Source organism: Ginsengibacter sp. (assembly GCF_057362405.1).
This window is the reverse complement of sequence record NZ_JBMQQG010000205.1, coordinates 27983-46558: the sequence shown is the minus strand read 5'-3', so window position 1 is coordinate 46558 and position 18576 is coordinate 27983. Positions and strand designations below refer to the sequence as shown.

The 18576-nt window shown below is 35.9% G+C and carries 20 protein-coding genes; 4 read left to right on the top strand and 16 right to left on the bottom strand.

Annotated elements, in window-relative coordinates; genetic code table 11:
* Positions 1–156: 156 nt before the first annotated feature.
* Positions 157–1848, top strand: a complete 1692-nt coding sequence (locus ACO1O5_RS17800) for a peptide MFS transporter (RefSeq protein ID WP_486272618.1) — start codon at positions 157–159, stop codon at positions 1846–1848.
* A gap of 17 nt (positions 1849–1865) precedes the next feature.
* Here the strand turns inward: ACO1O5_RS17800 and ACO1O5_RS17795 are convergent, their stop codons facing one another.
* The 4 genes from ACO1O5_RS17795 to ACO1O5_RS17780 form a co-directional block, all read right to left on the bottom strand.
* The gene (locus ACO1O5_RS17795) at positions 1866–3059 is read right to left on the bottom strand and encodes a DUF1501 domain-containing protein (protein WP_486272616.1); all 1194 of its coding nucleotides are present in this window, start codon (positions 3057–3059) and stop codon (positions 1866–1868) included.
* Between the two features lie 41 nt (positions 3060–3100).
* A complete protein-coding gene (locus ACO1O5_RS17790; RefSeq protein WP_486272615.1) occupies positions 3101–4537 on the bottom strand; it encodes a DUF1800 domain-containing protein in 1437 nt (478 codons plus the stop codon).
* Between the two features lie 333 nt (positions 4538–4870).
* Positions 4871–5143 carry a hypothetical protein gene (locus tag ACO1O5_RS17785; protein ID WP_486272614.1) on the bottom strand — a complete coding sequence of 91 codons (273 nt, stop codon included), beginning with the start codon at positions 5141–5143 and terminating at the stop codon, positions 4871–4873.
* Between the two features lie 517 nt (positions 5144–5660).
* On the bottom strand, positions 5661–6503 hold the full coding sequence (locus ACO1O5_RS17780) for a dienelactone hydrolase family protein (RefSeq protein ID WP_486272612.1): 843 nt from the start codon (positions 6501–6503) through the stop codon (positions 5661–5663).
* A gap of 185 nt (positions 6504–6688) precedes the next feature.
* Here ACO1O5_RS17780 and ACO1O5_RS17775 point away from each other — a divergent pair, with 185 nt between their 5' ends.
* Positions 6689–6943, top strand: a complete 255-nt coding sequence (locus ACO1O5_RS17775; RefSeq protein ID WP_486272610.1) for a DUF4339 domain-containing protein — start codon at positions 6689–6691, stop codon at positions 6941–6943.
* On the opposite strand, the gene ACO1O5_RS17770 is transcribed toward ACO1O5_RS17775, so the two are convergent.
* The 4 genes from ACO1O5_RS17770 to ACO1O5_RS17755 form a co-directional block, all read right to left on the bottom strand.
* On the bottom strand, positions 6940–7161 hold the full coding sequence (locus ACO1O5_RS17770) for a hypothetical protein (protein ID WP_486272608.1): 222 nt from the start codon (positions 7159–7161) through the stop codon (positions 6940–6942). The two genes, ACO1O5_RS17775 and ACO1O5_RS17770, sit on opposite strands and share 4 nt — an antisense overlap.
* A gap of 66 nt (positions 7162–7227) precedes the next feature.
* Positions 7228–7710 carry a hypothetical protein gene (locus tag ACO1O5_RS17765; protein ID WP_486272607.1) on the bottom strand — a complete coding sequence of 161 codons (483 nt, stop codon included), beginning with the start codon at positions 7708–7710 and terminating at the stop codon, positions 7228–7230.
* A gap of 72 nt (positions 7711–7782) precedes the next feature.
* On the bottom strand, positions 7783–8415 hold the full coding sequence (locus ACO1O5_RS17760; protein ID WP_486272605.1) for a hypothetical protein: 633 nt from the start codon (positions 8413–8415) through the stop codon (positions 7783–7785).
* Between the two features lie 159 nt (positions 8416–8574).
* A complete protein-coding gene (locus ACO1O5_RS17755; RefSeq protein ID WP_486272603.1) occupies positions 8575–9363 on the bottom strand; it encodes a hypothetical protein in 789 nt (262 codons plus the stop codon).
* 238 nt (positions 9364–9601) lie between these two features.
* Here ACO1O5_RS17755 and ACO1O5_RS17750 point away from each other — a divergent pair, with 238 nt between their 5' ends.
* Positions 9602–10177 carry a hypothetical protein gene (locus ACO1O5_RS17750; RefSeq protein WP_486272601.1) on the top strand — a complete coding sequence of 192 codons (576 nt, stop codon included), beginning with the start codon at positions 9602–9604 and terminating at the stop codon, positions 10175–10177.
* A 10-nt stretch (positions 10178–10187) separates the two neighbouring features.
* On the opposite strand, the gene ACO1O5_RS17745 is transcribed toward ACO1O5_RS17750, so the two are convergent.
* From ACO1O5_RS17745 to ACO1O5_RS17735, 3 genes are all read right to left on the bottom strand, one after another.
* Positions 10188–10631 carry a rhodanese-like domain-containing protein gene (locus ACO1O5_RS17745; protein WP_486272599.1) on the bottom strand — a complete coding sequence of 148 codons (444 nt, stop codon included), beginning with the start codon at positions 10629–10631 and terminating at the stop codon, positions 10188–10190.
* Positions 10632–10705: 74 nt separating this feature from the next.
* A complete protein-coding gene (locus tag ACO1O5_RS17740; RefSeq protein WP_486272598.1) occupies positions 10706–11524 on the bottom strand; it encodes an alpha/beta fold hydrolase in 819 nt (272 codons plus the stop codon).
* A 100-nt stretch (positions 11525–11624) separates the two neighbouring features.
* Entirely contained in the window at positions 11625–14054 is a 2430-nt protein-coding gene (locus ACO1O5_RS17735; RefSeq protein WP_486272596.1) for a hypothetical protein, read from the bottom strand.
* 144 nt (positions 14055–14198) lie between these two features.
* Between ACO1O5_RS17735 and ACO1O5_RS17730 the strand changes: the two genes are divergently transcribed.
* The gene (locus ACO1O5_RS17730; RefSeq protein ID WP_486272594.1) at positions 14199–14429 is read left to right on the top strand and encodes a CDGSH iron-sulfur domain-containing protein; all 231 of its coding nucleotides are present in this window, start codon (positions 14199–14201) and stop codon (positions 14427–14429) included.
* Here ACO1O5_RS17730 and ACO1O5_RS17725 read toward each other — a convergent pair.
* From ACO1O5_RS17725 to ACO1O5_RS17705, 5 genes are all read right to left on the bottom strand, one after another.
* On the bottom strand, positions 14422–15441 hold the full coding sequence (locus ACO1O5_RS17725) for an MlaD family protein (protein ID WP_486272592.1): 1020 nt from the start codon (positions 15439–15441) through the stop codon (positions 14422–14424). The two genes, ACO1O5_RS17730 and ACO1O5_RS17725, sit on opposite strands and share 8 nt — an antisense overlap.
* Before the next feature lie 64 nt (positions 15442–15505).
* Positions 15506–16282: an ABC transporter ATP-binding protein gene (locus ACO1O5_RS17720; RefSeq protein WP_486272591.1), complete on the bottom strand. Its 777-nt coding sequence runs from the start codon at positions 16280–16282 to the stop codon at positions 15506–15508.
* Complete coding sequence (locus tag ACO1O5_RS17715; protein ID WP_486272589.1) at positions 16283–17074, bottom strand: MlaE family ABC transporter permease; 792 nt, start codon at positions 17072–17074, stop codon at positions 16283–16285.
* A 222-nt stretch (positions 17075–17296) separates the two neighbouring features.
* Entirely contained in the window at positions 17297–17605 is a 309-nt protein-coding gene (locus ACO1O5_RS17710) for a hypothetical protein (RefSeq protein ID WP_486272587.1), read from the bottom strand.
* A 394-nt stretch (positions 17606–17999) separates the two neighbouring features.
* Positions 18000–18386 carry a hypothetical protein gene (locus ACO1O5_RS17705; protein WP_486272585.1) on the bottom strand — a complete coding sequence of 129 codons (387 nt, stop codon included), beginning with the start codon at positions 18384–18386 and terminating at the stop codon, positions 18000–18002.
* Between the last annotated feature and the right edge of the window lie 190 nt (positions 18387–18576).

The following is an 18576-nucleotide window of genomic DNA, read 5'->3' as shown; positions in this document are numbered from 1 at the left end:
TGCAAGTTAGGAATTACAATTTTTAATTCAGTGCCACTTATAAAGATTTAATATGAGTCCGTTTATTTTTTATAAATTGAAAATCGATATTTGAAATTAATCTGTACTTTACAATTTATTAAAAATGCATTTTAAATTTTTATAAAACACACTTTTATGCAAGAAGCCGAAATTACTCCTGCAGATATTACTGAAGCAAATAAAGGAAAACATCCACGGGGTTTATATGTTTTATTTTTTACAGAAATGTGGGAACGATTCGGATATTATTTAATGATAGGGATATTCTTCTTGTACTTAACGGATACAGTGGGCCATGGCGGAAGAGGCCTGGATAATGTGGCCGCAGTTAGTATTGTAGGAACTTATGTGGCATTGATTTATTTAACGCCTTTTATAGGAGGCTTAATTGCGGACCGATATATTGGTTACACCAAAGCAATTTTTTTGGGCGGTTCGTTATTAGCATTGGGATATTTCTTAATTGCGTTAAATGGCAGTGACACGGTAATGTATAGTGGTTTATTCGCTGCAATTGTTGGTAATGGATTTTTTAAACCAAACATTAGCACACTACTGGGGAATATCTATAATAGGCCCGATTTAAAGCCTAAGAAAGATATAGCTTATAATATTTTTTACATGGGTATTAATATTGGCGCATTCGTATGCAATTTTGTTGCAGCTTATTTGCGTAACAATTATACATGGGGCTGGGCTTTTTCGGCTGCCGGCTTTGGAATGGTAGTTGGCATGATTTGGCTTGCAATAGGTCTGAGGCATGTGAAATATGCTGATGTAGTAAAACCAGTTCAAAAAGATGATATGCCCATTTCTAAGATTATTATGAGTGTTTTTTTACCTGCTTTAATTGCCGGAGTTATTGGGTGGTTTATTCCTGGAAATATTTTAGGATCTGATTCCAATGATGCTTTCATCTTTGCGTGCATACCTATTATATTTTTTTATTTTAGTTTATGGTATCGTGCAAAAGGGTTTGAAAAAAAGCGTATTAGCACTTTACTTATTTTATTTGGCGTATCCATCATATTTTGGAACATTTATAATCAAAACTCGACAGCTCTTACTATTTGGGCACAAACGTACACTGATCGTGAAGCTCCTAAAGCGATTCAACCTGTATTGAAGCCTTTTAATTTTTTGGAAACAGTAAATACAAAACCAACTGAAGTTCCTGTTGTTGATAACCAGTTTCGTGCGCAAGCAACCGCAAGTGGCAAGGTGATAACCAAGCAGGGAACAGATTTGTATTTTCAAAATTTGCAAAAAGACAAATACCCGCCACCGGGGCAGGATTTAAAATTAATTTCCACAGAAATATATCAATCGGTAAATCCATTCTGGATAATTGTTTTAACGCCAATTATAGTTGCCTTTTTTGGATACATGAAATCAAAAGGAAAAGAACTTTCTACACCGGGTAAATTTGCCTGGGGAACTTTGATTGCAGGATTGTCATCTGTTGTTATGATTGGTGCATGCCTCTCGACCAACATTTATTTAAATAAAGTTTCGAGTTGGTGGATTGTAAGCAGCTATGGAGTTTTTACAGTAAGTGAATTGTTTGTAAGTCCTGTAGGTTTGTCGCTTGTTTCAAAGGTAGCGCCAAGGAGGTTAACGGCTCTAATGATGGGGGGCTGGTTTATTACTACTTCATTAGGTGGAAAAATTTCAGGAATACTTGCCGGCTTTTGGGATAAGTTTGATAATAAGGCGGTGTTTTTTGCTATAAGTGCCGTAGCGGCCGTCATTGCTTTCCTTCTTTTACTTCCCTTAACCAAGCGCTTAAATAAAGTGGTGGTGGAAGCGGAAGAAATGGATGATTAGATGAAGTGAGTTTAGACTTATATAAAACCCATATAATCATATGGTTTCCCCAATATCTTTATATCATCTGCGTCTAACCATTTACGTAATAAAGTTGCATATACATTTTTAAAATCTACCGTGTGTATCAAATCGCCCTCATTTAAGTTAAAAAGATCGGGCATTGCATTTATCAAACCTTTTTGCTTTAAGCCACCCCCGATAAAAAACATATTATTCGCGGTTCCATGATCAGTGCCACCACTTGCATTTTGCGCAACTCTTCTTCCAAATTCACTAAAGGTCATTATCATCACATCCTGGAAACGGTTGTTATCTTTCAGATCCTTAACAAAAGCGGCTATAGAATCATTCAATTCAGTAAACAATCTCTTCTGCTGATTTTCCTGGTTTACGTGAGTATCAAAACTACCAAGGCTTAAGTAATAAACTTTGGTATTAATATCACTCATTATAAGCGAAGCAATTGTTTTTAAATTCTTGCCTGTTTCCGTGGCAGGATAACCAAGCGACGACGGGTGCAACCTGCTCTGTTGAAAAATGTAATCAGCGCTACTGAGTGTTTCGCTAAGTGTCTTATACAAATAGTCGACGGTTTCTTCTCCATTTACGTGGGCTGCATTTATTTCTTTAAAATAATTTTCATGGCTTGTATTATATAAGCTTTTCGGATCTTTAACTGCAATGCCTTTATTATTTTCACCTTTTAAAGCGAGACTTAGTATATCATCGACCTCAAGCGCCTGGGTTGGTTTACTGCAGCCGTTACATTGTGCATCAAGATAACGCCCCAGCCAGCCAGTGTAAATGTATTTATCGCTGTCACTTGCACTTTGCCAGATATCCATACTTCTAAAATGCGAACGATCAGGATTAGGATAACCTACACTATTCATAATGCCAAGGCTCCCATCATCAAACAAAGCTTTAAATGCCGGCAACGCAGGATTAATGCCTGCTTCATCAGTAAGTAACAAGGCCCTATCTTTTTCAATACCCAACCTCGGTCGTGACTTGTAATAAATATCATTTCGAATAGGGATAACCGTATTAAGCCCATCATTACCCCCACTGAACTGAAGAACGACAAGAATTTTGTTGCCAGGAGGCACTATAGTTTTACCATCAAATGCCTTCAAGAATTTTGGCAACATGAGAGATGCGGTTGCCAGCGAGCCTATCTGCAAAAAATCTCTTCGTTTGAATAACATTTTAAATCATTAAAAAATTAATAATCATGACACTTCTTCCGTTAACACAACTGGTATTCAGGTGTACTCATTAATTCTACGATTGCTGTTTTAATGTAATTATCCTTCGCATCCTTTTCAACATATCTGTCAAGAATCGTTGAATTTATTTTACTCTTAGTTTGCAAAACAATTTCGCTTATTTTTTGCATCAGGTTTTCTCTTGGAGTTTTGTCAAAAAGCTTCGTCACGGCATTCCAGTCAACGGTTGCAATGACCTGTTTCGCTCTTGGCCTACTATCAACACCCTCCATTCCCATCATCATGTCATCATCGTCCTTGGGCTTCACAACAAAGTCATCAGTATTCGTAAGAATTTGCGGAATTCGCATTCTTAACATCAGTGCACTGCTATCAATCCAGTTTTTGCCACCGGGCCAACCTGCTACATTTGGCGGATAAAATAAAATTTGCCCGAGCGCACGCTGAAACAATAGTTGCACTTCAGGCTTATCAATTTGCAATGGTATTAACCTTCGAATACCTGCTAATAATTCTATTGGGGATTTAATGTGTGTTCCTATGTTTTTATTACTATAAAACCAGTCACTTGTAAATATGTCGTTCAATAATTCTTTTATATCATAATTACTTTGATAGAACCTGTCACTGAGCAAATCGATTTTTTCGGTGTCGGGAGTTTCGTTTACGAAATACCGGTATAATTTTACTGTTATGAATTTGGCTGTCTCCTTTCGTTGCAACAACATGTCAATGATATTGTCACCATTAAAATTTCCTGTTCTTCCTAAAAATGTCTTTTGGCCATTGTCGTGAGCAGAGGACCTGTCCACAAACTCTCCCTGCAAATTAAATCCCCAACCAGTAAAAGCCCTGGCACCTTCCTTTACATCCTTTTCAGTATAGTTGCCACGGCCCATTGTAAAAAGCTCCATCACTTCCCTTGCAAAGTTTTCATTGGGATGTTGCTTTTTATTTTGTTGGTTATTAAGAAATGAAAGCATAGCCGGGCTTTTGCTTACTTCACGCAATAAATCGCCAAAATTTCCTAAAGCATTTTCGCGGATAATGTTTACAAGTTGCTGTTGAAAATAAATATTTATAACCCGGCATGCAAAGTGTCCGTGCCAGAAAAGGCTCATCTTTTCTCTCATTTGAGCCTCGCTATTTATCATTTCACTTAGCCAGGTAAGATTTAAATTTTTAAGATCATCAACAGATTGTTTCCGCAACATTTTCTTTTGGTCCTGGGAAAGTTTTTGCATTATTCCAATATCCTGAACACCTTTTACTAATCCATCAAGAAGATTACTCGCAACATTAAATTCCTGCGGCTTTTTGGAGGAAGTTTTTACGAGTAACGAGTGTAAATCTTTTTGTGAAATGTCTGAAAGTTCATTAACGTTTTCAGCCATCGGACCGAATGCGGCTCTCCACAGCAAATGCTGATTTTTTACCTGGTTATTGACTACTGGCATTGGTATCGTTGTGTTAATGCTCCAACTGAAAACATAGGAAGACTGATTCTTTATTATTAATATAACTTTTTTGAGACTGTGAAATACATGCTTGGTTTAATATTAAGCCAAATAAAACTAAGACCATTCGTCTAATAGATTGCCACATTAAAGTTTTTTAACTCCAGGCGTAAAAGAAGGATTAGAATGTAATTATTTGATGACAGTTAGAAAAGTTTGATCTGCATTAGAGCTGACAAAATTGATGCAATAAAAAAAGGGATGGTATATTAATACGATCCCAAATAATTATTGTCAATTACTTTAAAAACTCATCAACCCATTTAGTTGAATTTATTGAGCAGCGCTTAATCCTGTTGTTATATTCATGTGAATAATTCTTGCGCTTTGTTCGTCGCTGTTTTGCAGATCTGCAAAGAGGTTTTCCCGGATCTCTTTATCATTAATGGCGGCTATTTCACATGCACGATTAAAATCAGTATGCATTCCGTAACTCTCCAGAATACCGGGTACATTTTTCAACTCAGGAAAAGTGAGGTACTTTTTGACAAAGTAGAAAGTTGAATTCTGAACAATTTTTGTGTAGGCAGTGTAAAAATTTTCCATACGTGTTTTTTTTTGAGGTTAAGCCTTAGTGTTTATATCCTTGTAATTTGTCGAATACAAAATTTTGACAGCGATCTTAATTTAGTTTGGTATTTAAAGGATATGGGAGATTTAAAAGAATTCTAATCAATTTACATACGAATTCTAAAACCAGTGGGGCTTCTCATGGGTATTGCAGGCATCCGAATTGTAGTATTGATATTCAAATAATTGTTTAGAATATCAAATAAAATCTTTGGGTAATTCGGAGGAATTGAAATAAAAAGTTAAGGAAAAGTAACTACAGTAATTCAGAGGATGTAGGAAAAAGGGGGGCTTGGTAGTCGCTGTAAAATTAAGTCCTGGTGTCAACTAATCCAAGCTTTTTTTCACAAATTTTGGGAGTGTGGAAAAGTCATACCTATTTAATAATATAGTTATCAAATACTTAAGAAATATATCTATCGAAAGACAAAAATATTATCTAACAACCCACTTACTAAAGTTATTTCAAATACTATTCTAAAATGTTACTGAATTAAAAGATTGTCTTGAAAAAATCTTTCATATCGTTCCAGGATGCGGTATCTGCCGCGGCGTTATATTTTATAGGCATATTAAACTTCTTACCATTTTCATCAGAAGCCGGGTTTGTAAACGCATGGGTAGCATTGGGATAAGTTTTAAAAGTATAGGCGACTCCTGCAGAGTCCATAGCTTTTTTAAAGCCGGCAACCTCAGGATTTACAAATTGATCTGAGTCCCCATGACATATTAATATTTTTGCCTTGACAAGTCTCTTATCAGGAGCAACGCCTGAAAGGTCGCCATGAAAACTTACCACACCTTTTAGATCGGCACCTAATTTTACCGCATTTAATACTATGTAGCCCCCGTAACAATATCCAATAGCTGCCAACTTTGATGTATCGGTTTCAGGAAAAGATTTAAGTTTATTGATAGCAGCATCAAGGACTGTTTTGGCTAAAGTGGGGTCTTTATAATACGGCGTTGCTAATTCCATGGCCGTTTTAGGGTCAGGCCCAATTTTCCCATCTCCATACATATCCACAGCCATTGCTATGTAACCTAAAGAAGCCAATTCTTTTGCCCGCATCCTGGGATAATCTGTCAAACCCCACCATTCATGAACTACGAGTACACCTGGCCGTTTACCAACCTGGTTAGAGTCGTAAGTTACATACCCATCGTAATTTCTTCCACCTACACTATAAGTAACCGGCTCCTCTTTAATGGCGACTGCCTTTGCGGTAGTGGAATCTTTAATGTCAGCAGAATTGGAACTAGTGCCCTGTTGATTGCACGAAATAAACGAGATTGAAGCAAGACTTAAACTTGCCCACAATATTTTCATATTCATTTCTAAAATTTTATTTAAAACAAAATTAAATAAGAAAATGTTCTGACAGTCAGACCAAATTTTGATGCGCAACCAAAATGACTTTGCCCTTACTCAAAAATTTTGATCTTGTAACCTTAATAAAGGAAATAATATGATCTTATTTCGCGTTGTATAAAAGCATTTTATCTGCAACCACAACTTTTATGACGACTTATTTCATTAAAGATGGAGACCGCGAATCGGGTCCGTTTACGATTGATCAATTGCGATTGAAGTTATTAAGCAAAGAAACTCCTGTATGGTACGCAGCCCTTAAAGAATGGACAACTGCGGGAAACGTGTATGAATTGAAAGATTTATTCAATACAAAATTATCATCCAACTCAATTGTAAAAAATAAATTGAGCAAGATTTGGGGAAGCAATTTGTTAAGACATCAAATTAGAAAGATTTCTTAGTTCATTGTTGGATGTGATGCTGAAAAATAAACAACCGCCGTTTTGGGTGTATGAAATTGAATACTTGAATTCTTATGCGGCGCAGTGTTTACGGGATGTGAATTGCATGTGCCTAAAGCATAATAAATAATTATAAAAATAACTATGGTGCTTACGCAACCTCCGCCAAGTTTCTTAGCGCCCCATCCGGCAATTAATGCTCTTACTAACTTGTTCATATAAAAAATTAAATAGTTGGAGTAAAACCGGTATTCACAAACGATGAAATAAATGTAGCCAGTTTTTTACTCATTTGCGGGAAGTTTTTTTTCCTCATTTTTACTTCGTGTCATAACTGCTGCAAATGTTCCTGCACAAAAGTTAATGATAATCGCATCTGCAAGCATCATAAACAACAAACTATGCCCATTATTTTTTGAGATGGCTGCGGGAGTTTGCTTCAATAAATCGGCAGACGATCCAATATTAAAAACACCCGGAGCGAATATAAGAGTTATCAATAGTATAAGAATGCATGAAAAAATTACTCCTATCGTCGTAACGGTAAACCCATTATATTTTATTGAAGTTTGATTATTTTTTTTGCCGCCATAGACAATTCCGAATATAAAAATGCACATTAGAAATATGGCATTTCCTAAATATAAGAGCCAGGTATCAGTATACCTTTGATCTTTCAAAAAAAATACAACAGGAATACAATATAGAACTGAGGAAATTATTCCAAACCTGCTTAAGTAAGCAATAGAAGATTTATTAAGCGACATATAAAAAGCGCCTCTAAAACCATTCCAATTTTAAACATTAGGGCAAAATTAGATTTTCATGTCGCTTGAAAATTACATGAATCCATAATCCAGCACCCTTCGAAAATATTTTGTATCCTGGATTATCCATGTTACTTCGTAGCTACCTGTAGCGTCTTTACAAAAAAGATATAAATAGATTCTATGACCGTCTTTCGATATATAAATTCCATTGCGGGATTTTAATGTGCCATTATCCGTATACGTTAAATTAAGGTTGTAAAGGTCGGCGTAAGCAGCGGGAGGTATAACAACGGTATCATTGCCTACCGTCATTGTAATACTTCCAATATAAGTTGTTGGCAGATTTCCATAATTGCCGTAATAGGTTTTCCGGTCAATTCTTATCAAATATTTTTCGTCATAATCCAGCCTGTGCTTGCTCTTATCAAAAGGCAACAATTTGATAGAAGCTTGAATATTATCTCCCGCAAAATTCATAAAGTCTGAACCAAATTTTGTAAATGGAATTTTTTGCAATTCATCCTTGCCAACGGCTTCATCTATACCCGATAAGGTAAAAGTTGCCAGGTCAGCTCTTATTTCTGTCTTTGGCAATTTAGCAAACGATTCATTTTTTTTACGTGTATCCTGGAAATCATAAAACTTTTGCGCACTGCAGGAATATCCATACAGCAGTAAAAAAGAGATAAAAAAGGCTTTCATTTAATACTTTTCGATGAACCTTAAAAATAAAAGAATCGAGGTTAAGAAAATTAAAAAGTAATTCTAAATTGATTTCTGGTTCTGAAAAATATCAGAATATTACTTTGATGTAAGTAAGAATATTACTTGTTCGTTACATATAGGTAGAGTAATGGGTGCCTATCTTTTTACACGTTCATAATTTTCAACACTTTTAGATCCATCCGGATTTGCAATAGTTTGAGTGTAATTATCCGCACCTTTCATTTCAAAACCAATTGCGAACGATTGGCCCACAGCAATTGAATAAGTAGAATTCAAATCGACTTCTTTTATTTTATTATCACCATCCATTGCAAAAGTTCCAAAACCAATTCCGGTAAAATTTCTATTTGCTGAATCTTTTAGTGTGTGACCGTACATAAAATAACCAGCATAAAATGCTTTATATTGAGTTCGTTTATACCATGTTGTATCATTTCCCTTCACCAGGTAACCACTTGTTTCTTTCCATACGCCGTCTAAAGGGCTTTTTTGGTCTTTGCCCACAGACTGGTATTCTTCAGTAAGTTTTATTTTTTGAGAATCAACCGATATATCAGGAATAACCTGAACATAACCCTGAGGGTTAGTTGTAATTTCCAGTTTATATGAAGCAGGAGGATTGATGGTTGAGTCACTAGCTCTATAAATGTCATTTTCAATAACTGTTCCCGTATCCGCTGTGTAAAACCCAACACCAAAGCCCGAAGCAGAATCGCTGGGATTTACCTGGGCATACATCATCATACTATCCGTGTAAATTTTAAGTTGCTTCAGATCTGTGTATTTGGTGTCTTTTTTCCCGTCATTTATTGTTTGAGATAACATAAAATAAGCGCCGGGCATTTTGGGAGTTTCCTTTACATGTGATTTGCAGCTGAAGTTTATAGTAGTAACTACTATAGTGAATAAAATTAAATTTTTCATGATATCAAGCGTTAATGTGCAGTTAATTTAAAATAAATTATTGGTTCTATCAAAAAAATAAATCTAATCAGTCATAAAGAAGTTATTGCAATTATTCAAATTCGGATTAGCTGTTTTCACACCGTGAAGTAAAAACCCCGGGATATTAACACATGTGGATTATTTGCAGTAATACAATTCGCCAGATTAAGTTTATCATCGTGTTTTAACTAAGTTTCTTAAATCCAAATTAGGCCCAATGAAAAAGCTGATGACGCTTATTTTTACAACTTCGACATTTACTGTTTTTGCACAAAACAAAATTCCGCTTCTTAAAACTTCCAATTCAATTAAGCCGGATATTGAAAAGGTGGCTAGTGATTACTACAATCACTTTGATAATATTAAGGGAGAACAAACCGACGAAACGCAAAATACTATTGAATACCAGAGTAAGATACTTCCGAAAGGTTCATTGGAAAGTAGTATTACTCAAATAAAAGGTCTATACAACGTTTATAGCTGGCAGGCAGTTATGTTGAATACCGATGACTTTGAAAAGGCAGTAGAAAAATACAAACAAATATATCACGAACTAAACGGTGCAGGCTTTATAATGCATGATCATAAGGCATGGAAATTTAAGGGATCTTATGACACGCCCGATAATGCCCGGCCTTTTGCTTCCAGCATTCTTGAACCCGATATAAACGACAAAGAGTTGCAAAAGCTTAAAATTGAAGTTGCACTCAACTATAATATGTCAGAATGGTCCGTTAAGGTTTTAGTGTATGAAAAAGAAAATGATGCCGATATCAGGCCCACAGAAAATTAATATCAATAACTTATTTATCTACGGTTGGGTATCCCTTGGCAATCCAGTCTGTTTTAATATTGTGTGGCAAATCAAGTAAATGATAATTTGTAAACTTCATACTTTTTAACAATGAAATTGCCGGACGAACATCAGGGCAATGGTCATACGGGCAGCAGCCGCAATAAATCAAAACATTTGTTGATGTCGGTATCTTACTCAGTTCTTGCTGGAATTTAGCAAGATTCTTTTCATCTTTTACCATTCCTATGTCAATTGAATTGGGAATGATAGCTCCCGGGCCTACACTAAATATTATAGGCAAATCCTTATTTGCTTTAAGTGTTGCAGCTAGTTCAGCAGGTGGTGTAAGTTGATCACTCGTCCAATTCTCAGGATTTTGTGCGGAAGAATTATTGCATGAAATTATTATTAATAAAAAAAGGCAGTATTGAAGTATCCGGATATTTTTCATAAAATTTAATTTAATCAAAAATAAGAAATGCAAAGAACACGCTCTCTCAACAAATCCTTACCTCTTATAGCATTCTATCTTCGATGAAAAGGTTTTGAAAAGAATCTGTCTACAATTTTATTAAATTCATCTTTATGTTCAATTAGAGTTCCGTGTCCTGAATCCGGAACAATCCATAAATAAGCAAGCGGTATATTTTTATAAATCTGTACCGTATGCTCAATATTAATCACATCATGATCGCCGCCAATAATTAATGCAGGGCATTTAATTGCGTGTAATGCTGCTAAAGGTATATTGGGTTGAAACCAATCGAGCAGGAATAATTTCCAGGCATTTTTTTCAGCCTCAGTTCTAAACGTTTTATTTTTTGAAGACTCATAATAAATTTTATCTTCTTTCCAGCCGGATGGATCTAATGCCGTTGAATCGGGCCGTAAATTTGCCCCGGTCGAAGCGAGTTTTATTACTTTTTCAGGATATCGCATTGCCAGCAACAACGCATTAATACCTCCATCGCTCCAACCTAAAACATAAGCGGAATCGATGTGGAGCGCATCCAGCAGCGCTGCCTCATCATCGGCCATCATTTCAAAACTCAGGGAATCGTTCAGGTCTTTTGATTTTCCTTGCGAACGACTATCGGCAATAATTACTTTATATTTCTTAGAGAAATAAGGAATATTATTTTCGAAGCTGGCAATGCTTCCTCCATTACCATGAATCATTAATAAAGGCTTACCGCTACCATAAATTTCACAGTAAATTTTAATTCCGCGAATAGTATAATATTTACCGGCTTTAGGATTATTCCCGTATTGAACTTTACTATTTTGGCCTAAAGCAGTAACTATAAGTAATAGAAAAAAAATGATAGAGGAAATATTTTTCATCTTAATAAATAATAAAAATAAAAGTAAGTATAATGTCGTTTTTATTCTTTAAACCATTTTACCCAACGACTCTTATCCGAATAATTTCCACTTCAAATTCCTACTTGTCTTTTGATTTTTTAAAAATATGCAAAAGCTCGGGCTTAAACTGGATGTTGCCATCCGCTCCTGGCCTGCCTCTGAGATATAGGCTGGCACCGGCCCTTTTATCAATGCCTTTATTTACGGGGCTATAGTCTGCATCGCGTTTTCTTAGATTGCTCAACGGAATCTGGATACTCATATCTGAATTTCCCTTCGTGCTATAAACACCTTCCACATATATTGACAATACATTGGATTGAATTTCCATCCGGTTAATCTTAATTTCCCGGTTCTTTATTGTTAAACTGTCTTTTAATTCAGCAAAGCGAATACTATCAAAATCCCTGTTCTTAAAAATAAATGATTGTATTTTTTTTACAGGTTCAAAATTATTAAGCGCCCCGTTTTTTAATGAAAAATTTACAAAACTCTCTACGCTGTTGGGATAAACTTGCCCCTCATCATTTAGAACAAAATCTGCGTTTACTTCAGCCGTTAGTTTGCCTTCAATGTTTTCAGCACTTATTCCATTTTGGCCGAAATTATTAAATGCAGAAAATATTTTGTTTACATCAACATTATCTAATGATGCGTTAATTTTTGCGGGATGATCATTCTCTTTATTATTAACAAGCGAGCCTTTAAGATTGATATGTCCACCTGCATGATCCATGCTTACATTATTAATCTGGTACCGGTTATCAACCAAAGTAACGTGGGCAGTAAAATTAGAGGCCTCAAACTTTTTAAAAATAAGATTTGGCGTCCTTAAGTTTACATTCAAAATACCTTTTGCCAATACATCATCAATACTGGATGAGAGTTTATCTAACTTAGGTTTTGAAGCATTGCGGGTACCTGTAACTTTTGATGTCGGTTTTAATAAATAAAGAAAAGAGGCCATATTGAGCGAAGGCGAATAAATATTCCAATCAATAACTGCCTTGTTGGGCTCGGTAGTAAGAAGCGTAATCAGGTTTTTTGCCTCACCATTCATTATAAATTTGTTGTTCAATACATCGCATTGAAGATTTTCAATTGATACATCAGAATTTTTAAATTCCAGCAGCCCGTTAATATTTTTTAAGGTTACATTTCTGGGTGTGTACAATACGTTGCCCTGCTTAAATGACACCTTGCCATTTACAAAAGAGTTGGTATTATTATTTTTTTCTAACGGTCCTTTGTAAGTCAGTTCTATCAAACCATCGCCTGCCTGCAATTGTATATAGTTACTCACTATTAGTTCGTTTAATTTTGTAAGCGGAAATGCCGAAGTGAGATCGCAGCTTACAACCGGCTGAGACAAATTAAGTATTTCAATATGGCTTGAAGAAACAGGAAACTCGTTCCACATTGCAGTAAAATTGCTGATGCTTATTTTTGAATTTGGATCCCGCCTGGGTTTACCGGCAATAACTTCGTTAGTGTAATAGCCTGTAAAGGAAGCATTATCAAAATTGAGTAACGGGGTTTTCAACTGTGAGTGTGCAACATTCCATTTTACAACGATCAAAGGATCCTCACTATTCAAAAACCCCCTAATATTTGCATCGGCATCTAATTTTTGATCCATAGTTACGACAGATAGTGCACTATCGGTTTTTGCTGGTAACAGCGACTTTGCAAAATCATAAAATATCTGCCGCGTATGTACTCTAAGGCTGAACTGAGGATCTGGATTTACAAGATCGAACCTGCCCGTCATATTAAAGCGTTGCTGGTTTATTTCTATATCGGTACTGTCAAACTGTAATTGTTGTAACTTCTTATCGAACCTCACCTTAAAATCTCCTTCAAACTTTTTCCCTTTAATAAAACTTCCATTCGATAACTTAAATGCCAGGCTATTAACCAGAATGTTTGCTTTTGAAGAAAAGTAAGTTGTGTTTTCTTCGTCATCCAATTTAAGCTTTAAACTATTTACCATACCGTCTAACAATTTTTCTCTTAACCTGTCGTCAATAGTTATCCTCATATTTTTTAGCCCGGCAGATTTTAACTGCAGTGGTTCACGCGTCGCTTTATTTCCCGCCCCTGACGAATTACTTTTTGGTTTCAATAAATAAGCATTAGTATAGCCAGTAGTGTCGGTAAACAAATAGAGCGATGCACCTTCAATCCGTATTCCATTGACGGCAGATTTTTTTTCAATAACCCTTAATATGCTTAGCAGGACATATACTTCGTCTGCTTTTAAAAAAGGGTGATGATGCCGGGCAAACATGGTATCTGTTACTAATACCTTATGAAGTACAACAGCGGCGTTAGGAAAGTTGCTAAAGAAGCTTAGCTCAACATCTCCAATTGAAACATTACCATTTATTTTTTTCCCAATTTCATCAGTAACATTTTTTATGATAGACTTTTTATTAACTGAAATATAAATGAAAGCAATGATACATAAAAGGACAAAGACACCCAATATTATTGCTAGCGCCTTCATGGCGTATCTTAAAAATCTTGTCAACAACTGAATTGAATTTATTAATATTGATTATCTTCTGACTATACCTTCCATTACAGAGATGGTGCCAAAAAGCCAAGGGATTTTATTTTAGTATTTTCGCCTTCAATTATAAAATTAAAAATGGCTACAACGAAAATTACGGTAAAAAGCAATGGCTCATTAAAAATAGAAGGCGATTTTGAAATTGTGGATATAGATGGAAACATTTACGGACTGGCAGGAAGAGAAGCAGTTTCAATTTGCCGATGTGGGCTTTCGCAAACTAAACCGTTTTGCGATGGCTCACACAAAGGGCATTTTGAGCATGACGCCAAAGCTTTTGATTTGCCTCCTAAAAAAAGTGTCAATTAGTTAATACCGTATCCAACACGGTCCTGGAATCTTCTTGGCCCTGCTTTGCTTTCTTTTTAAAAAATCTTCGCAGTAAAAAATTGTGCTGAAGCGCTTCAAGATCTTCATCCAGTTTTTTACTCGCCGATTGCAAATTTTGCAGAGTGCCTTTTATTTTTGTGGCGGATTGTTCATCATTGAGCAGCATGCCGGCTGGAGCATTTTTATTGCTTAAGCCGGCGTTAATAATATTGCCGGTAGTTTTAAGATTTGATATAACCACCTGCGATGAATCGGCTACGCTCTGCAGCCGGGCAACGGTTGCTCTCAATTTGCTGAATATAACGGTGTCAGTAACCAGGTCATTTGCCAAGGAGCCTTTGTCGTTAAGTTTAGCAGTATAAGCTGCAACATTTAATGAAAGTTTATCAAGGTTTTGGGAAGCACGTTTTAATACTAACATCGTTGCATTTAGTTGGTCAGCTAATGTTTCATCGTTCAATAACTTCCCAATAGAACCTTTACCGGCAGCCAGCCGACCCGTAATCAATTTAAAATCGTTTGTAATAGCCAGTATGTTGTCGTTATTCTTCGAAAGCGTGTTCATCATTGCATCGGTACTTAGTAATTTATCGCTACCAATTACATCGCCTGCGGCAATTTTTTCGCCACCGGCTGTACCGCCGTATATCTCAATTATTTTATTACCAATTAAACCATCTGAGCCTAGTTTTGCCTTTGCGTCTTTCGGGATAAATTTTACAGATACATTTTCGATATCAATTTCTACTTCCACCTCGCCGTTTTCCTTTAAACTTACTTTTCTTATGGTTCCCACTTTCACTCCTGAAAACCAAACATTATTTCCTTTCTGAAGCCCGTTTACATTTCGAAAAAAAGTTTTAATGGTTATTGATTTTTCAAAAGTTTTATGTTGGGAACCGAGAGTAAGTACGGTTATTATAAAAATAGTAACCCCCAGGAAAACAAATATTCCCACTATTACTGCTCGTGAAGCGCCGGTAGATTTCATTTGAGTATTTTTATTTTACTAATGAAATTCGTTACATCATCCTGCAATGTTATAACACATTTCATCATTGGTCGATAAAATTATATTTATAAAAGTTCTGTATCCTCTCGTCATCTGTATTAAAAACCTCGCCAAATGTACCTTGCTTTATAAACTTTCCCTCGTGCAACATAGCAATTTTGTCGCCGGTAGATTTAGCGCAGGTAAGGTCGTGCGTAATTATTATTGAGGTTGTATTAAACTTATGCCTTACCAGGTTAATAAGGTTATTGATTTCAATACTCGTAATCGGGTCAAGGCCTGAAGTTGGCTCATCATACAACATTATTTGTGGCCGCAAAATCAAGGTGCGTGCAATACCAATTCTTTTTCTTTGCCCCCCGGAAAGCTCGGACGGCATTTGATTAATCGTTTGTGACAATCCCACATCGCTAAGCACAGACTCAATTTCATGAGATACTTCCTTTTTAGATAAATGTCTTGCATTTCTAACCAACGGGAAAGCCAGGTTTTCCCTTACAGTCATGCTATCATACAAGGCGCTATTTTGAAAAGAAAATCCTACCTGCATGCGAAGCTCCCGTAATTCGCGGTCCTTTAATTTATCTACTTCTTTACCTAAAACTTCTACCAGACCGCTATCAGGCTTTAATAAACCACAAATAATTTTTATGAGTACAGATTTCCCCGTTCCTGATCTCCCAAGTACCACTACGTTTTCTTTACTGTGAACTTCCAGGTCCACTCCCTGCAATACCTGGTTATCCCCAAATGATTTATACAAATCCCTAACATTAATCAATACTTCGTCATGATAAATATTATTAGTTTCAATTTCCATTTATGGTCTAAAGCTGTTTGTAATCTGAACAATTAATATCTCTTCTACAAATATCAGGAACATAGAAAGTACTACCGATGCATTTGCTGCCCTGCCCACGCCTTCTGTTCCGTTGGAAGCATGAAACCCCTTATAACAACCAACGATACCTATCGTAAATCCGTAGACGATACTTTTTACTAACGAAGAAAATATATCAAGAAAAGAAATCTGCTCAAAAGCAGCCTGGAAGAATGAAGTAAAACTCGTCATTTCGTTTTGGTGAACGTTTAGATAAGCACCCAACATGCCAACAAAACCTGTATAACACATGAGCATGGGCATCATGAGTGTAGTAGCCAGCACACGGCTCACCACTAAAAATTTAAATGGATTAACTGCCGATACTTCCATCGCATCTATCTGCTCGGTAACTTTCATGGAGCCTAATTCTGCTCCAATGTTAGATCCAACTTTTCCGGCAGCAATCAAGGCGGTTACCAATGGAGCTAATGCACGTATGATTGCGATGGCGACAAGAGAAGGCAGCCATGATGTGGCACCAAATTGCGACAGAGAGGGTCTCGATTGTTTCGTAAATACAAGGCCTGTTATAAACCCGGTTAGTGTAATCAAAAAAAGTGACCGATAGCCCACTTCATAGCATTGCCTGATAATTTCCCTAAGTTCGTAGGGCGGCCTGAATACTTCCTTAAAAAAACGTAATACAAATTGCAATGCATCATTTAAACCAATAAAAAAACTATCGATTTTTTTTGTGATAACATATTTCCCCGGCTTTTTAAAATACATAACTGTTTTATTACATTCAAAATTGTATCCAACTTATTTACAACTGGCATATGAGGGAACAAAGATGGTGCAAAGATGAATAAATATACTGTGGCCGAATTCATTTTTCAAAAAAATGAGTTACAAAAAATATTGATGATAATAAAAAAGCCCCGAATAACGGGGCGATATATTGAGTATTCAAAAAGATATTGTGGAAATTTATTACCGATAGTTACCTGCTTATAAGTGCCTGGATCTTTCCTTCACGTGGCGAATTTGCCTTTCTCTTTCTCTTTCAAGTGCACGTATAGCTACTTTTTTTTGATGACGTCTTAGTGTCCAATCATTCTGGATAGCTCTTATTTTGCTGTCATACTCACGGTTTATTTTCATTATTAAAAACCCCCGGTCTTTAATAAACGGCTTTCCATGTTCGAAATGGCCGTTCTGATTATAAGTCGTATTATCATCACGGTGACCAGGATGGTATTGCGCGAATGATGCTGTAAATGCGCCCAAAGAAATTAAAAGAGTAAATAATTGTTTCATGGTTTCTTAATTTATTTCGTTAGTGAATCTTGTACTGCCAATAGTAGTTTTTTAGCTATTGTAAACCCATCCAAAATTAGAAGGGGCGGCAAAGTTCCAGAACTGTGAGCCAAAGAACTTTTGAATTTGTTTAATAGTTTTCATCGTTATAATTTTTAATTGTTTAAAATGTGTTTCTGTAATATGAGATATTGATTCATCGCTGAGGTTTAAAAAATGAAATGTTAATACAAATAATAAAAACTATTATGGATAGACGCATTTAAATAACCACGAAACTTTTTTCATAAATGATTACCGCATATAATAGCAAATACTGTTATGCCTAGACGAAAACTAAAGGCATCAAAAAAGCCCGTTGCCGGGCTTATTGATATTCTGATGTTTGAGAGGATTAGTGCTTGCGATTATCTGGTTGCTTTTCACGATCATTAAAAGCCGCATTAAATTTGCTGTTGAATTTTGCATTCACGGCAGCAATTTGTTGATCCTTTTCTTTCTCAGCTTTTTGAATCAATATTCTTTTTTCACTCTTCTTAATACGACGATTGCTAACGATTGATTTTGCCTTCAAGTTAAAATTGCCGTTGATCTTAGCAATTTGCATATCTCTTTCTCTTGCAGAAAAAGTATAAAGGTTATCGCGGTGACTATCGATTTTTTTATACTCATTATTGGTAACATACCGGTTACTTCTTTTGTCTTTAGTTGAATGGCCGCTTTGTGCGAAAGAAGCTGTAAAAGCACCAACAGAAAGTAATAATGTAAAAATCTTTTTCATAATTGCATTTTTTAATTGTTTAAAGACGTTTCTGTAAATGAGATGCTTTTATTTCTGCCACCCATTACAATTAAATGTTAATACGCCCACGGCATCGGTGAAAGGCTGGCTGGTTCTAAACTTTCTTTGAAAGGTGACATTTTGCGGCTGATATCGAGGCACTATAGCTTTGATGCGATTATTTCTGCTT

Excerpts from the sequence above, each read along its gene's own strand:
- ACO1O5_RS17800 (WP_486272618.1), top strand. The coding sequence starts at position 157 with ATGCAAGAAGCCGAAATTACTCCTGCAGATATTACTGAAGCAAATAAA.
- ACO1O5_RS17795 (WP_486272616.1), bottom strand. The coding sequence starts at position 3,059 with ATGTTATTCAAACGAAGAGATTTTTTGCAGATAGGCTCGCTGGCAACC.
- ACO1O5_RS17790 (WP_486272615.1), bottom strand. The coding sequence starts at position 4,537 with ATGCCAGTAGTCAATAACCAGGTAAAAAATCAGCATTTGCTGTGGAGA.
- ACO1O5_RS17785 (WP_486272614.1), bottom strand. The coding sequence starts at position 5,143 with ATGGAAAATTTTTACACTGCCTACACAAAAATTGTTCAGAATTCAACT.
- ACO1O5_RS17780 (WP_486272612.1), bottom strand. The coding sequence starts at position 6,503 with ATGAATATGAAAATATTGTGGGCAAGTTTAAGTCTTGCTTCAATCTCG.
- ACO1O5_RS17775 (WP_486272610.1), top strand. The coding sequence starts at position 6,689 with ATGACGACTTATTTCATTAAAGATGGAGACCGCGAATCGGGTCCGTTT.
- ACO1O5_RS17770 (WP_486272608.1), bottom strand. The coding sequence starts at position 7,161 with ATGAACAAGTTAGTAAGAGCATTAATTGCCGGATGGGGCGCTAAGAAA.
- ACO1O5_RS17765 (WP_486272607.1), bottom strand. The coding sequence starts at position 7,710 with ATGTCGCTTAATAAATCTTCTATTGCTTACTTAAGCAGGTTTGGAATA.
- ACO1O5_RS17760 (WP_486272605.1), bottom strand. The coding sequence starts at position 8,415 with ATGAAAGCCTTTTTTATCTCTTTTTTACTGCTGTATGGATATTCCTGC.
- ACO1O5_RS17755 (WP_486272603.1), bottom strand. The coding sequence starts at position 9,363 with ATGAAAAATTTAATTTTATTCACTATAGTAGTTACTACTATAAACTTC.
- ACO1O5_RS17750 (WP_486272601.1), top strand. The coding sequence starts at position 9,602 with ATGAAAAAGCTGATGACGCTTATTTTTACAACTTCGACATTTACTGTT.
- ACO1O5_RS17745 (WP_486272599.1), bottom strand. The coding sequence starts at position 10,631 with ATGAAAAATATCCGGATACTTCAATACTGCCTTTTTTTATTAATAATA.
- ACO1O5_RS17740 (WP_486272598.1), bottom strand. The coding sequence starts at position 11,524 with ATGAAAAATATTTCCTCTATCATTTTTTTTCTATTACTTATAGTTACT.
- ACO1O5_RS17735 (WP_486272596.1), bottom strand. The coding sequence starts at position 14,054 with ATGAAGGCGCTAGCAATAATATTGGGTGTCTTTGTCCTTTTATGTATC.
- ACO1O5_RS17730 (WP_486272594.1), top strand. The coding sequence starts at position 14,199 with ATGGCTACAACGAAAATTACGGTAAAAAGCAATGGCTCATTAAAAATA.
- ACO1O5_RS17725 (WP_486272592.1), bottom strand. The coding sequence starts at position 15,441 with ATGAAATCTACCGGCGCTTCACGAGCAGTAATAGTGGGAATATTTGTT.
- ACO1O5_RS17720 (WP_486272591.1), bottom strand. The coding sequence starts at position 16,282 with ATGGAAATTGAAACTAATAATATTTATCATGACGAAGTATTGATTAAT.
- ACO1O5_RS17715 (WP_486272589.1), bottom strand. The coding sequence starts at position 17,074 with ATGTATTTTAAAAAGCCGGGGAAATATGTTATCACAAAAAAAATCGAT.
- ACO1O5_RS17710 (WP_486272587.1), bottom strand. The coding sequence starts at position 17,605 with ATGAAACAATTATTTACTCTTTTAATTTCTTTGGGCGCATTTACAGCA.
- ACO1O5_RS17705 (WP_486272585.1), bottom strand. The coding sequence starts at position 18,386 with ATGAAAAAGATTTTTACATTATTACTTTCTGTTGGTGCTTTTACAGCT.